The organism is Anaeromyxobacter oryzae (assembly GCF_023169945.1).
GTDB classification, from domain to species: domain Bacteria; phylum Myxococcota; class Myxococcia; order Myxococcales; family Anaeromyxobacteraceae; genus Anaeromyxobacter; species Anaeromyxobacter oryzae.
Window position 1 is genome coordinate 3854182 of sequence record NZ_AP025591.1, and the last position, 13937, is coordinate 3868118.

Here is a 13937-nt window from a genome sequence, read left to right on the forward strand (position 1 = left end):
TTTTCCGATTGCGGAGGGCCGGCCCCGACGCCATCCTCGCGCGCATGCCGGCCCGACCCCCCGCCGAGCGTGCCCGCGCGCTGCGCGACCGGATCCGCGAGGCGGATCACGCCTACTACGTCCTCGACCGTCCGGTCCTCTCCGACGCCGAGTACGACCGGCTGATGAAGGACCTCCAGGGGCTCGAGGCCGAGCACCCGGAGCTCGTCACCCCCGACTCGCCCACCCAGCGCGTGGGCGGTGCACCCTCGGAGCGGTTCGCCAGGATCCGGCACCGCGAGCCGATGCTCTCGCTCGGGAACATCGGCACCGACGAGGAGCTCGACGAGCTCGACGCGCGCGTCCACAAGAACCTCGGCCTCCCGCCCGAGGAGCCCGTCCGCTACGTCGTCGAGCCGAAGCTCGACGGCCTCGCGGTCGAGCTCGTCTACGAGGACGGCGCGCTCGCGGTCGGGTCGACGCGGGGCGACGGCACGACGGGCGAGGACGTCACCCCGAACCTCCGGACCATCGGCGGCCTCGGCGCGAACCGCGGGATCCCGCACCGCCTCGCCGCGGGTGCGCCGCGGCGGCTCGAGGTCCGCGGCGAGGTCCTGCTGCAGAAGGCGCACTTCGAGGCGATGAACCGCCAGCTCCTCCGCGCCGGCGGCGAGCCGTTCGCGAACCCGCGGAACGCCGCGGCGGGGTCGCTCCGGCAGCTCGACTGGCGGATCACGGCGCGGCGCCCGCTCTCCTTCATCGCCTACGAGGCGCTCGTCCCCGAGGACGGGCGCTGGAAGACGCACTGGCAGAAGCTCCAGGAGCTCGCCGCGCTCGGCTTCGAGACGAACCCGGAGAACCGGCTCTGCCTCGGGATCGCCGAGGTGAAGGCGTACCGCGACCGGATGGCTGAGGTCCGCTTCGGCCTGCCGTACGACACCGACGGCATCGTCGTGAAGGTGGACGACCTCGACTGGCGCCGCCGCCTCGGCGCGGCCTCGAAGTTCCCGCGGTGGGCCGCGGCCTACAAGTACCCGCCGCAGGAGGAGGCGACCCAGGTCGTCGACATCTTCGCGTCGGTGGGCCGGACGGGCGTGCTCACCCCCGTCGCGGTGGTGAACCCGGTGCAGCTCTCCGGCGCGACGGTGACGAACGCGACGCTGCACAACGAGGACGAGCTCCGCCGCAAGGACGTCCGGATCGGCGACTGGGTGCTGATGCGGCGCGCGGGCGAGGTGATCCCCGAGGTCGTGAAGGTCCTCCCCGAGCGCCGGACCGGCGCGGAGCGGGAGTTCCGGTTCCCGGAGGCGTGCCCGGTCTGCGGCGCGAAGGTGGTGCGCGAGGAGGGGGAGAAGGTGTGGCGCTGCACGGGCGCGGCGTGCCCCGCCCAGCTCGTCGGCCGGCTCATGCACTTCGCGTCGCGGCGCGCCATGGACGTCGAGGGGATCGGCGAGAGGACCGCGGCGTTTCTCGTCGAGCAGCGGCTCGTGCACGACGTGGCGGATCTGTACGACGTGCCGTTCGAGGCGTGGCAGCGGGCGTTCAGCCGCCCGCGGAAGCTCGAGCCGGGCGAGAAGGCGCCGGAGCTGCCGGAGAAGAGCGCGCAGAACATCGTGGACGCCCTCGCCCGCTCGAAGGACACGACGCTCCGGCGGCTGCTCCACGCCCTCGGGATCCCGCAGGTCGGCGAGGCGACGGCGGCGACCCTCGCCCGCCACTTCGGCGCCGTGGAGCGCTTCATGGACGCGAGCGAGGAGGAGCTGCTCGCGGTGCGCGACGTGGGCCCGGAGACCGCGCGCGAGATCCGCGCCTGGACCGGGGAGCCGCAGAACCGCCGGGTCGTCGAGCGCCTCCTCGCGGCCGGCGTCCACCCCGCGCCGGAGCAGGTCGAGGCCCGCGGGCCGTTCGCGGGGAAGACGGTCGTGCTCACCGGCACGCTCGCCTCGATGAGCCGCGACGACGCGAAGGCGGAGATCGAGCGGCGCGGCGGGAAGGTGTCCGGCTCCGTGTCGCGGAAGACGGACCTCGTCGTCGCCGGCGAGGACGCGGGGTCGAAGCTCAAGAAGGCGACCGAGCTCGGGGTCCGCGTCGTCGGCGAGGAGGAGTTCGCGAGGCTCCTGCGCGGGTGAGTGTCGCGGCGCGGGGTGATGCCCGGCCGGGCGCCGCCGCCGCGCTTGACGACCGGCGGTGAACGGGGCAACAGAGCGGCATGGACCGCGTCCGCGCCCGCATCGTCGTCTCCGGCCTCGTGCAGGGGGTCGCCTTTCGGGCGGCGACCGTCGACGAGGCGCGCCGGCTCCGGCTCCACGGCTGGGTCAAGAACCTCGCGGACGGGCGGGTCGAGGCCGAGGCGGAGGGCGAGCGCGCCGCCGTGGAGGCGCTCGTCGCCTGGTGCCGCCGCGGCCCGCCCGCCGCGCAGGTGGACGACGTGACCGTCACGTGGGTCGCGCACGCGGGCGATCTGGCGCCGTTCGCCATCCGCTGGTAGCGCGTCCTGGCGAGTCGGCCCCGGATCGGCGGGACCCTCCACCCGTGCCTTGTGACGGCGTGAGGCGGTGTGGTACACCCGCCGGCCCTGCCGGTTTCCGTTCCGGGATCCGGTGGTTACGAACAGCGGCGGGCGACACGCGGCTCGAACCCGCGGCCCGGCGAGGCCATGAAGACAGAGCTCCCTGCTGCGTCCGCGCTCGACGCCCTCGTCCTGCGCGCCCAGAAGCCCTCCCGGTACGTGGGCGCCGAGTTCGGCGCGATCGTGAAGGACCTCCGAGCGGTCCGGGTCCGCTTCGCCCTGGCGTTCCCCGACACGTACGAGGTCGGGATGTCGAACCTCGGGTTTCGGCTCCTCTACCACCTCTTGAACGACCGGCCCGACGTCGCGTGCGAGCGGGTGTTCCTGCCCTGGCCGGACATGGAGGGCATGCTCCGGGAGCGCGGGCTGCCGCTCTTCACCCTCGAGTCGCGCGCGGCCGTCCGCGACTTCGACGTGCTCGGGATCACGCTCCAGTTCGAGCTCGCGTACACGAGCGCGCTCGCGATGCTGGACCTCGCCGGGATCCCGCTCCTCGCCCGGGACCGCGGCGATCACGACCCGCTCGTCGTCGGCGGCGGGCCGTGCGCGTACAACCCCGAGCCGGTCGCGGACTTCTTCGACTGCTTCGCGGTCGGCGAGGGCGAGGAGGTCGCGCTCGAGATCTCGGACGCGGTGGCGTCGAGCGGCTTCCGGCGGGGCGGGGCGTCGCGGCGGGAGCTCCTCGAGCGGCTCGCGCGGATCCCGGGCGTCTACGTGCCGTCCCTCTTCCGGCCGGTGTACGACCCGGCGACCCGCACGCTCGCGCGGATCGAGCCGCTCCTCCCCGGCTACGAGAAGGTCGAGCGCCGGGTGATGCCCGATCTGAACGCGCTCCCCACCACGGCGTACACGCGGCCGCTCGTGCCGTTCATGCAGACGATCCACGATCGCCTGCCCATCGAGCTCCAGCGCGGGTGCACCCGCGGCTGCCGCTTCTGCCAGGTCGGCATGATCACCCGGCCGACGCGGCAGCGGGATCCGAAGCAGGTGCTCCACCTCGCCGAGCTCGGCCTGAAGGCGTCCGGGTACGAGGAGGTCGGGCTCCTCTCGCTCTCGTCGGGCGACTACGCCCCGCTGAACGGGCTCCTCGACGACTTCCTCGCGCGCTGGGAGGGCGAGAAGATCGCCATGAGCCTGCCTTCGCTCCGCACGGAGACGATGAGCGACGCGCTCGCGAAGAAGATCGCGCGGATCCGGAAGACGGGGTTCACGCTCGCGCCCGAGGCGGCGACCGAGCGGATGCGCGCCGTCATCAACAAGGGGAACCGCGAGGAGGACCTGCTCCGCGCCGTCGGGTCGATCTTCTCGAACGGCTGGTCGCTCCTGAAGCTCTACTTCATGATCGGCCTCCCCGAGGAGCGCGACGAGGACGTCGTCGCGATCGCGGAGCTCGCGAAGAAGAGCCTCGCGGCCGCGAGGCGCGCGCTCCCGAAGGGTCAGGGCTCGGCGGCGATCCATCTCGGCGCGTCGACCTTCGTCCCGAAGCCGTTCACGCCGTTCCAGTGGGAGCCGATGATCCCGCCCGAAGAGACCCGGCGCCGGCAGGGGCTCATCACCGCCGCCCTCGGCGGCCGGAACGGCGCGATCCAGTTCAAGCCGCACGACTCGCGGCAGTCGTCCATCGAGGGCGCGCTCGCGCTCGGCGACCGGCGCGTCGGCACCGCCGTGCTCGCCGCCTATCGCATGGGGCAGCGGCTCGACGGCTGGACGGAGTGGTTCGACGAGGACCGCTGGATCGCGGCGTTCGAGGCCTGCGAGCGCGAGCACGGCGTCGGCCTCGACTGGTTCGCCCATCGCCGCCGCCGCCTCGACGAGGTCCTCCCGTGGGACCGGATCGACTGCGGCGTCACGAAGGCCTACCTCCAGAAGCAGCTCGCCGCCGCGCGGAACCTCGCCGAGGTCGTCGACTGCGTGCTCGCCCCGTGCACCGTCTGCGGCGCGTGCGACTACGACGTCGTGAAGAACCGGACCTACGACGCGAAGGACTACGTGCCGGAGCCGCCGCCGCCCCCGCGCCCGCCGGAGCCGCCGACCCGGACGTTCGTCCGCGTCCGCTACACCAAGCTCGGGCGGCTCGTGGCGCTGTCGCACCTCGAGACCATGCACGCGCTGCTCCGGGCGATCCGCCGGGCGGGGCTGCCGGTCGCGTACTCGCAGGGCTTCCACCCGAAGCCGCGGGTCTCGTTCGGGCCGGCCCTCCCGGTCGGCGTCGAGAGCGTCTGCGAGTACCTCGACCTGGAGCTCGTCGGTCCCGCCGACCCGGCCGAGGTCCTGGCCCGGCTCGTGCCGGAGCTCCCGGAGGGGCTCAGGGCGGAGGAGGCGGTCCTGCTCGACCCGCAGGCCCTGTCCATCTCCGAGGCGCAGCGCGCCGTGCATTACCGTGTGGAATTCTCAGGCGAAACCTGGAGCGAGGCGACACTGGCCGAGCGGGTGGACGCGTTCCGGGCGTCGACCCGGGCGCTCGTCACCCGGGCGGCCCCCCCGAAGAGCCGTCACCGCGGCCGCAACCAGAAGGTCGCGGTGAGGAAGGAAAGGGAGATAGACTTGAAGGAAATCGTGACCCACCTCGCCGTGGAAGGTCCGGGGTCGGTCGCGTTCAGCTTGAGGGCGGATCCATCGGGAAGCGCCAAGCCAGCCGAGGTGCTGGCGGCCATCTTCGGCGAGGGCCTCCCGCCCCAGGGAGTGAAGGTTCTGAAGGAAGGCGTGAGCTTCGCGAGGAACGGGCAGAGCCCCGGCGGCCAGCCCCGCGCGCCTCGCTACCTCGACGCCTGAACGAACGACGCGCCCCGCTGGTGCCGCGAGAACGACGCGGCCGCCGGGCGCGAGGAGACGCGAAGCTTTGAGCGTGAGCTCGACAGCCGATCCCAGGCGCCCGGCACCACCGGGTCGCACGCGATCGTGGCCCGCAGGTTGGGGCCTCGCTCTCCCCGCGCCTCGCCGGGGCGAGAGAGGTGACCCATGGCAGGCAACAGCATCCTGGTGATCAACGCGGCCGGCGCGGAGACGCGCGTGGCCCTGGTCGAGAACGGCACGATCCACGAGTACTACCTCGAGCGAAAGCGCGAGCAGGGGATCGTCGGCAACATCTACAAGGGCCGCGTGGTCCGGGTGCTCCCCGGCATGCAGGCGGCCTTCGTGGACATCGGCCTCGAGAAGGCGGCGTTCCTGTACGTCGGCGACGTCTACGGCGACCCGGACTTCTCGGAGGAGTTCGAGCTCACCGAGGGTGAGCACCGCGCCGAGGTGCCCGAGGTCCCGACGGAGGAGGAGGCCGAGCAGGCGGAGGCGCGCGCGCATGACGTCGCCGCCGAGCCGCCGGCGCTCCCGCCCGCCGCGGCGGAGGGCGCGGCGCTCACCCCGGCTCCCGTCGAGGGCGCGTCCGCCGTGGCCGTTGCAGCGCCGCCGTCCGAGACGCCCGAGGCGCCCGCGGGTGAGACGCAGGGCGCGGCCGAGCTGCCGCTGCCGCCCCTCACGCCCATCCCGCTCACGCAGGCCGTGGGCATGGCGCCGGTCCCCGCGATCCCGGGGCTGCCGGTCCCGCCGCTCGCCGACGAGCCGGTCGCGCCGGAGGCCGGCGCCGAGGTCGCGCAGCCCGCGACCGAGGGCGCCGTCGCCGCCGCACCGGTCGAGCCCGCCGCCGAGGCGAGCGTGCCGGCGCCGTCGGCCGAAGCCGCGCCGGAGAAGGACCGGATCCAGGCCCCCGGCCGCGAGTCCGCGCGCGAGGCGCGCGGCGATCGCGACCGTGAGCGCGGGGATCGCGAGGGCCGGCGCCGCGACGAGCGCGGCCGCCGCGACGGGCGCGAGGGTCGCAACGAGCGCGAAGGTCGCGAGGGCAAGGAAGGACGCGAGGGCAAGGAAGGACGCGAGGGCAAGGAAGGCCGCGAGGGGAAGGAAGGCCGCGAGCGCGGCGACCGCAACAACCGCAACGGCCACCGCGACGAGAAGCGCTCGAAGGAGCCGAAGAACATCCAGGACCTCCTCAAGGAGGGCCAGGAGGTCATCGTCCAGGTCGCGAAGGATCCGATCGGGACCAAGGGCGCGCGCATCACGAGCCACATCTCGCTCCCGGGGCGGCACCTCGTCTTCATGCCGACCGTCGATCACATCGGCATCTCGCGCCGGATCGAGAAGGACTCCGAGCGCCGCCGCCTCCGCGAGATCGTGGACCGGATGCGCCCGGAGGGCACCGGCTTCATCGTCCGCACCGTCGCGGAGAACGTCGAGGCCGGGAAGCTCGAGGCGGACATCCGGTTCCTCATCCAGGTGTGGAACGAGATCATCCGGACGAAGGACAAGGTCTCCGCCCCCGCGCTGCTCCACGGCGACCTCGACCTCATCCTCCGCGCGACGCGCGACCTCTTCACCGCCGACGTCGGCAAGCTCGTCATCGACGACCGCGACGAGTACGAGCGGATCCTCCGCTTCGTGCGGGAGCAGGCGCCGCACCTCGAGAACTCGATCGAGTACTACTCCGGCCAGGACCCGATCTTCGACGCGTACGGCATCGAGCAGGAGCTGAAGCGCGCGAGCCAGCGGAAGGTCTGGCTGAAGAGCGGCGGCTACATCATCATCGATCAGGCCGAGGCGCTCACCGCCATCGACGTCAACTCGGGCCGCTACGTCGGGAAGAAGAACCTCGAGGAGACGATCACCAAGATCAACGTCGAGGCGGCGAAGGAGATCGTCTACCAGCTCCGGCTGCGCAACATCGGCGGCATCATCATCATCGACTTCATCGACATGGATAAGTCCCAGAACCGCGAGAAGGTCTTCAAGGCCTTGCAGGACGCGCTGGGACGGGACAAGGCGAAGACCAACGTCCTCAAGATCTCCGAGCTCGGCCTCGTCGAGATGACGCGCAAGCGCGTGCGCGAGTCGGTCACGCGCATGATGATGGAGCCCTGCAGCTACTGCGACGGCAAGGGGCACGTGAAGTCCAAGATCACCGTCGCGTACGAGATCTTCCGGGAGATCCGCCGCGAGGCGCCGCACTTCCCCGAGCCGTCGATCGTCGTGAACTGCCACGCCGAGGTCGCGCGCATCCTCCAGGGCGCGGAGCGGGAAGAGCTCCGGTACCTGATGGATCGCTTCAACAAGACCATCCAGGTGAAGGCGCAGAACGGCTACCACCAGGAGCAGTTCGACATCTACGGGCGCCAGGAGCGCGGCGAGCAGGGCGGCGGCGGCGGTGGTGGCGGCGGGCGTGACCGCGACCGGCGCGGCCGGGATCGCGACCGCGACCGGCGCGGGGAGAGGGGCGGCGAGCGCGGCGGCGGCGATCGCGGGGACCGCGACCGCGGCCGGACCGAGGAGCCCGCGGCGGCGGCCGCCGCGCCGGCCCCCGCGCCCGCGAGCGGCGGCGAGAAGGCCTGAGCGACGGAGGCGCCGTGAAGGGGGAGCGCCAGCATCGCGTCGACGCCACGCGCGTGGAGCGCTGGCTGCGGACCGCGACCGGCGCGGTGAAGGTCGCGCTCCACGTCATCGAGGGCGAGAGCGTCCGCCTCCGGGCGATGGCGCTCACCTACATCTCGCTCTTCGCGCTCGTTCCGGCGCTCGTCGTGGCGTTCTCCGTCGTCCAGGCCTTCACCGGCACGGAGCGGATCGCGGAGCGCGTCCACGAGTTCCTGTTCGAGAACCTGGCCGTCGGCGCCCAGGCGACCATCGGCCCATACCTCGAGCGCTTCATCCGGAACGCGCACGCCACGAGCGCCGGGCTGGTCGGCGGCGCGATCCTCGTCTGGTCCGCGGTCACGCTCTTCTCGAACGTCGAGCGCGCGGTGAACGACGTGTGGGGCATCAAGCGCCGCCGCTCGATCTCCCAGCAGGCCGTGATCTACTGGGTCGGCCTCACGCTCGGGCCGCTCCTCCTCGCGGCCTCGGTGACGCTCGGCGCCGCCACGCGCAGCTTCTTCGCGAACACCGGCGTGCAGGCGCTCGCCGTCCTCGCGAGCACGCTCCTCACCTGCACGTTCTTCGCGGTCCTCTTCCAGATCGTCCCGAACACGCGGGTGCGGCTCTCGGCCGCCGCCGCCGGAGGCCTCGTCGCGGGCGTGGCGTGGGAGCTCGCGAAGTTCGGCTACACGTTCGCCGTCGCGAGGATCTTCCGGTATCACGCCATCTACGGCTCCGTGGCGGCCGTGCCGATCTTCCTCTTCTGGCTCTTCGTCTCCTGGACGATCCTGCTCTTCGGGGCGCGGCTCGCGTACGTCGTCCAGTATGCCTCGTCGCTGATCGGGTCCATGGACGGCGGCTCCCGCGCGACCCGCGAGATCCTCGCCGGCCAGGCGCTCCTCATGATCGCGCGCGCTTACGACGAGGAGAGGGTCGCGCCCGACTCGGGGGAGGTTGCGGGCCGGCTGCGCGCCACGGCCGAGCAGGCCGGGGAGGCCCTCTCCGCCCTGCGGCAGCAGGGGCTCGTCATCGCGCTCGCGGATGGTGGCCTCGTGCCCTCGCGCACCCTCGAGAAGATCACCCTTCTGGACGTGCGGCGTGCGGTAGCGGGCCGGGACCCCGTCCTCGCGTCCGGCGCGGGCGTACTCGCCGGAATCGTCAAGGGAATCGAGGATCGCGCCGCGAGCGAGCTCGCCGCGGTCACCTATCGGGCGCTCTGCGACCGGGATCGGGCCGCCGAGCGGCCCCCGTCCAGCGACGGCGGACCCGCCCCAGAGGGCGATCAGGCAGGCCCCCGCCCGGTCGCCTCGCGCTGATCCGCGGCACTTCGCCCACCTCCGCCGTGGGTCGGAGTACGCATGCCCGTGGAACCCTTGCTGATTTCGGAGCCTTCGGCTAGGCTCTCCCCATCTCGATCGGCTCGCCAGGACGGGCGGGGGCCGCAAGCGATCTCGGAGCGCCGATGCTGAAGTCGGACCTCATCAACATCCTCGTCGTGAAGCGCGGTGTGACCCAGAAGCAGGCGGAGGCCACGATCGAGACGATCTTCGACTCGATGAAGGATGCGCTCTGCAAGGGCGAGAACATCGAGATCCGTGGTCTCGGCGCCTTCCACGTGAAGCACTACGACGGTTACCAGGGCCGCAACCCCAAGACCGGAGAGGTGATTCCGGTGAAGCCGAAGCGCGGGATCCTGTTCCGCACCGGCAAGGAGTTGCGCGACCGCGTGAACCGGCCGGAATTGCTCACGCGGCAGCCCACCGGCGGCGGTGGCGAGGATCAGGGAACGCCGCAGGGCACGCCGCCGGTCGCCGCCGGCGCCTAGCTGCGCGCCGCTAACCTCGCGACTTCACGCGCGTCGCGCTCGACGCCGCGGGGCACCTCGCCTTCTCCGCACCCCTTCGCGATCGCGATCCGCCCGAGCGGGCGGACCGCGAGCTCTGGCGGAAGCTCCTCGTAAGTCAGGACCGCGACGTGCGGCCATCGCGCCGCGACCAGCCCGCGCAAGGGCCTCCGCACGTCCGGGCTCACGAGGAGGACCGGCGCGTCCGAGCACCCGTCCAGCTCCGCGCCGACTGCGTCGAGCAGCGCGGTCCCCACGTCGGGGTCGAGCGCGAGCGCCTCGCCGCTGAGCGCCTCGCGAAGCGTCTGCTCGGCCGAGGGGTCGAGCAGCAGCACGGCGAGAGGGCCATCGCCGGCGTGGACCCGGGCGAGGTGCCGCCGCAGGGCGCGTCGCGCGGCCTCGGCCAGCGCGCTCGCCCCTCGCGCGGCACCGCCTGCCTCGAGGAGCGCCTCGAGGATCGTGCGCAGCGGCCGGATCGACACGCCCTCCTGGACGAGGCGCCGCAGCACCTCCGCGAGGAGCGGCGCCGGGAGCTGACGCGTCACCTCGCGGACCAGCGCGGGCGCCGCGGGCTCGAGGCCGTCCAGCAGCACCTGCACCTCCTGGACCCCGACCAGCTCCGCCGCGCTCCGCGCCAGCGCGCCCGCGGTCCCTGCGAGCACGCGATCGAGCGGGCCTCGCACCGGAGCGAGCGCCGCGGCGCGGGCCGCGTCGGCCGCCGCGATCAGGCACAGCTTCCGCCCGGTGACGGGATCGGCCTCGGGGACGCTCGCGATCCCGACGAGGGCGAGCTCGTCCGCGGAGGCGAGCACCACCGCCTCGGCCGCGGGCGCGCGGCCGCCGCCCGCCGGGACCTCGTCCACGAGCACGCGCCACGTCCCCGGTGCGCTCGCCATCGGGCGGACCGCGACCCCCGGCAGCCGGATGCCGAGATCGCGCCAGAGCGCGTCGCGGAGGCCGGCCAGCCCTTCCGTCACGAACCCGCCCTGGCGCGCGCTCGCGAAGAGGTCGTCGGCGAGCTCGATGACGAGGGGCGCCGCGGGCGCGAGCGGATCGTCGGAGGCAGCCGGCGTCGCGGCGGGCGCGTCGACGCCGGCGGCGGCCGCGCGCGGCGCCCGCTGCCGCGACAGTCGATGCGCGGTCCCGCCCGCCGCCGCCGCGAGCAGCAGGAACGGCGCCGCCGGGAGGCCGGGCGCGAGCGCGAGGCCGCCGAGCAGCGCCGCGACCGCGCCGAGCGCGGCAGGGTGCGCGAGGAGCTGGCGACCGATCTCGGCGGGGAGGCTCGCGCCCTCCTCCTCCGCCGCGACGCGCGTCACGGCGACGCCCGCGGACACCGCGACGAGCAGCGCCGGGATCTGCGAGACGAGCCCGTCGCCGATGGCGAGCAGCGCGTACCGCCGCGCGGCCTGGCCGGCGTCCATCCCGCGCAGCACGCCGGCGACGAGGCCGCCGGTGACGTTCACGAGGACGATGGCGATCCCGGCGATGGCGTCCCCCTTCACGAACTTGAGCGCGCCATCCATCGCGCCGTAGAGCTGGCTCTCCCGCTCGAGGGCCCGGCGGCGGCGGCGCGCCTCGCCCTGCTCGATGGCGCCGGCGCGAAGGTCGGCGTCGATCGCCATCTGCTTGCCGGGCATCGCGTCGAGGGTGAAGCGGGCGGCCACCTCGGCGACGCGCTCGGCGCCCTTCGCGACCACGAGCAGCTGGACGAGGGTGAGGATCGCGAAGACCACCGCGCCCACCACGTAGTCGCCCTGCACGACGACGCGGCCGAACGCCTCGATGACCCGTCCGGCGTCGCCCCGCGAGAGCACGAGGCGCGTCGAGCTGACGTTCAGCGCGAGGCGAAACAGCGTGGTGAGGAGGAGCAGCGTCGGGAAGCTGGCGAAGCGCAGCGCCTCGCGCGCGAAGAGCGTCACGACCAGGATCGTCGCCGCCGTCGCGAGGTTCAGCGCCAGCAGAGCGTCGAGCAGCGCCGGCGGGAGCGGGGTCACGAGCAAGAGCACGACGCCCAGCACCGCGAGCGCGAAGACCGCGTCGCCGGCGCCGCGGAGGCGGGCGAGGAGCGGGTGGAGCGCGTCGGCGTTCACGTCGATCTTCACGTCGGGACCTCCTCGAGGCCGTACAGGTGCGCGAGGACCACCGCGGCCGCCTCGTACAGCTCCTCGGGGATCTCGTCCCCGACCTCGGCGAGGCGGTGCAGGGCGCGGGCGAGCGCGACGTCGCGGACGATGGGGACGCCCGCGCGTCGAGCGGCGGAGCGGATCCGGGCCGCCTCGCGCCCGGTCCCCTTCGCGACGACGTGGGGGGCGTCGTCCACGGCGCGGTCGTGCCGGAGCGCCACCGCGACGTGCGTCGGGTTCACGACGACGACGGTCGCGCGCGACACCGGCCCCGCGTCGAGCAGCGCGCGGTGCCTCCGCCGCCGCTCGGCGCGGTGGGTGGGGTCGCCCTCGTCGTCGCGGTGCTCGCGGCGGACCTCCTCGCGCGTCATCCGCAGACCGCGCCGGTGGCGGCGGCGCGCGAGCGCGAGGTCCGCGAGGCCGAGCAGCGCCGCCGCCGCGGCGAGCCGCGCGCCGAGCCCGCCGAGGAGCGGGAGGATCCGCCAGAGCACGGGCGCGTCGAGGCGGGGCAGGGCCGCGAGCGACGGCCAGGCGGTCCTCGCCCAGCTCCACGCGACCGCGCCGAGCGCCGCGGCCTTCACGACCCCGAGCCCGGCCGCCGCGAGCTGCGCGCCGGAGAAGAGCCGCCGGAGGCCGCGGGCCGGGTCGATGCGGTCGAGGCGGGGGCGGAGCGCCTCGAGCGAGAGGTTCCATCCGGACTGGAGTCCGCCGGCGAGGGTCGCCGCGGCGAGCGCGCCGGCGCAGGCGGGGAGCGAGAGCGCGAGGACCGCGAGCGCGGCGTCGCGGAGGGCCGCGCCGGGATCGGCGCCGCCGGACACCGCTCCCGCGAGCGCGCCGCGCAGGCGCGCGGCGAGCCCGCTCGCGATCGCCGGACCGGCGGCGGCGAGCGCGAGGAGGCCGCCGGCGAGCGCAGCCGCGCCGGTGAGCTCGCGGCTCCCGCCGACGTCGCCGCGGCGTCGCGCCTCCCGGAGCCGCCTCGGGGTGGGCTCCTCCGTGCGGTTGCCGCTCACGGGAGCGCTCCCGGCAGCCGCGCCGGCAGCGCCACGAGCGCGACGAGGCGCCCGGCCGCCGCGCTCGCCCCGGCGGCGAGGGCGAGGAGGCCGAGCGCCGCGCGCGCGGGCTGGGCGGCGTTGACGGCGCCGAGCTGCGGCGCCACCCGGGCGACGAGCGCGAGCGCGAGGTCGGCGGCGAGCACGCCGGCGGCCGCGGGCGCGGCGACCGCGAGCGCCGTCGAGAGCAGCGCGGACGACGCGGAGAGGACGAGCTCGCGCGCGGCGTCCGGCGCGAACGGTGCGCCCGCGGGCAGCGCGGCGAACCCGCCGAGGAGGCCCGAGACCACGAGGCGGTCGCCGCCTGCCCACGCGGCGAGGACGACCACCCACTGCGCGAGCAGGTCGCCCGACGCGCTCTCGCGCTGCCGGATGGGGGCGACGTGCAGCTCGGCGAGCGTCGCCCCGCGGAACGTGTCCGCGAGCCGGCCCGCCGCGCGGGCGGCCTCGACGGGGACCGCGGCGAGCACCGCCAGGGCGGCGCCGAGGGTGAGCTCCCGGGCCCCGGCGGCGGCGAGCGCGAGCGCGTCGGGCGGAGCCGGCGGCGCGCCGCGGAGCGCGGCGGCGGCGAGGCCGAGGCCGCCGGCGAGGGCGACCCGGACGACGGGAGGCGCGAGGGGACCGCCGAGGAACGGCGAGGCGAGCGCCACCGGGACGAGGCGCAGCGCGTGGAGGAGGGCGGAGGCGAGGAGCGCCAGGTCGACGAGCGGGGTGATCATGACGCGATCCTCGGTACGAGCTCGAGGCACGCGGCGGCGAACCGGACGACGCGCGCGCCGATCCAGGGCGCGGCGATCGCGAGCGCGCCGATCACCGCGACGAGGCGCGGGACCACGCCGACGCTCTGCTCCTGGATCTGCGTCGCCGCCTGGAGCACGCCCGTGACGAGGCCGACCGCCAGCGCGGCGCCGAGCGGCGGCGCGGAGACCAGGAGCACGAGGAGCAGGGCCTCGCGGCCGAGGTGCAGGAGGACGGGGTCCATG

Annotated in this window: 10 protein-coding genes; 6 read left to right on the top strand and 4 right to left on the bottom strand. The window is 74.5% G+C overall.

The window, feature by feature from the left end; translation table 11 throughout:
- Window positions 1-44 precede the first annotated feature (44 nt).
- The 6 genes from ligA (at window position 45) to AMOR_RS16840 (ending at window position 9764) form a co-directional block, all read left to right on the top strand.
- Window positions 45-2108, top strand: coding sequence for an NAD-dependent DNA ligase LigA (ligA, locus tag AMOR_RS16815; RefSeq protein WP_248352710.1), 2064 nt, complete (start codon window positions 45-47; stop codon window positions 2106-2108).
- 80 nt (window positions 2109-2188) lie between these two features.
- Window positions 2189-2467, top strand: a complete 279-nt coding sequence (locus tag AMOR_RS16820) for an acylphosphatase (protein ID WP_248352711.1) — start codon at window positions 2189-2191, stop codon at window positions 2465-2467.
- A gap of 168 nt (window positions 2468-2635) precedes the next feature.
- Window positions 2636-5320 carry a TIGR03960 family B12-binding radical SAM protein gene (locus AMOR_RS16825; protein ID WP_248352712.1) on the top strand — a complete coding sequence of 895 codons (2685 nt, stop codon included), beginning with the start codon at window positions 2636-2638 and terminating at the stop codon, window positions 5318-5320.
- A gap of 186 nt (window positions 5321-5506) precedes the next feature.
- Window positions 5507-7921 (top strand): Rne/Rng family ribonuclease, encoded by a 2415-nt coding sequence (locus AMOR_RS16830; protein WP_248352713.1) that lies wholly within the window; start codon window positions 5507-5509, stop codon window positions 7919-7921.
- Window positions 7922-7935: 14 nt separating this feature from the next.
- Window positions 7936-9255 carry a YhjD/YihY/BrkB family envelope integrity protein gene (locus AMOR_RS16835; protein WP_248352714.1) on the top strand — a complete coding sequence of 440 codons (1320 nt, stop codon included), beginning with the start codon at window positions 7936-7938 and terminating at the stop codon, window positions 9253-9255.
- A gap of 146 nt (window positions 9256-9401) precedes the next feature.
- The gene (locus tag AMOR_RS16840; RefSeq protein WP_248352715.1) at window positions 9402-9764 is read left to right on the top strand and encodes an HU family DNA-binding protein; all 363 of its coding nucleotides are present in this window, start codon (window positions 9402-9404) and stop codon (window positions 9762-9764) included.
- Here AMOR_RS16840 and AMOR_RS16845 read toward each other — a convergent pair.
- Genes AMOR_RS16845 through sctS form a run of 4 tightly spaced genes read right to left on the bottom strand, consistent with a single transcriptional unit; the run spans window position 9761 to window position 13936 of the window.
- Window positions 9761-11884, bottom strand: coding sequence for a flagellar biosynthesis protein FlhA (locus tag AMOR_RS16845; RefSeq protein WP_248352716.1), 2124 nt, complete (start codon window positions 11882-11884; stop codon window positions 9761-9763). The two genes, AMOR_RS16840 and AMOR_RS16845, sit on opposite strands and share 4 nt — an antisense overlap.
- Window positions 11881-12915, bottom strand: a complete 1035-nt coding sequence (locus AMOR_RS16850) for an EscU/YscU/HrcU family type III secretion system export apparatus switch protein (protein WP_248352717.1) — start codon at window positions 12913-12915, stop codon at window positions 11881-11883. The genes AMOR_RS16845 and AMOR_RS16850 overlap by 4 nt, the downstream gene beginning before the upstream one ends.
- Window positions 12912-13673, bottom strand: a complete 762-nt coding sequence (locus tag AMOR_RS16855) for a flagellar biosynthetic protein FliR (RefSeq protein ID WP_248352718.1) — start codon at window positions 13671-13673, stop codon at window positions 12912-12914. Before AMOR_RS16855 ends, AMOR_RS16850 begins: the two co-directional genes overlap by 4 nt.
- Window positions 13670-13936, bottom strand: coding sequence for a type III secretion system export apparatus subunit SctS (gene sctS / locus AMOR_RS16860; RefSeq protein ID WP_248352719.1), 267 nt, complete (start codon window positions 13934-13936; stop codon window positions 13670-13672). The genes AMOR_RS16855 and sctS overlap by 4 nt, the downstream gene beginning before the upstream one ends.
- Between the last annotated feature and the right edge of the window lies 1 nt (window position 13937).

Excerpts from the sequence above, each read along its gene's own strand:
- ligA (WP_248352710.1), top strand. The coding sequence starts at position 45 with ATGCCGGCCCGACCCCCCGCCGAGCGTGCCCGCGCGCTGCGCGACCGG.
- AMOR_RS16820 (WP_248352711.1), top strand. The coding sequence starts at position 2,189 with ATGGACCGCGTCCGCGCCCGCATCGTCGTCTCCGGCCTCGTGCAGGGG.
- AMOR_RS16825 (WP_248352712.1), top strand. The coding sequence starts at position 2,636 with ATGAAGACAGAGCTCCCTGCTGCGTCCGCGCTCGACGCCCTCGTCCTG.
- AMOR_RS16830 (WP_248352713.1), top strand. The coding sequence starts at position 5,507 with ATGGCAGGCAACAGCATCCTGGTGATCAACGCGGCCGGCGCGGAGACG.
- AMOR_RS16840 (WP_248352715.1), top strand. The coding sequence starts at position 9,402 with ATGCTGAAGTCGGACCTCATCAACATCCTCGTCGTGAAGCGCGGTGTG.
- AMOR_RS16855 (WP_248352718.1), bottom strand. The coding sequence starts at position 13,673 with ATGATCACCCCGCTCGTCGACCTGGCGCTCCTCGCCTCCGCCCTCCTC.
- sctS (WP_248352719.1), bottom strand. The coding sequence starts at position 13,936 with ATGGACCCCGTCCTCCTGCACCTCGGCCGCGAGGCCCTGCTCCTCGTG.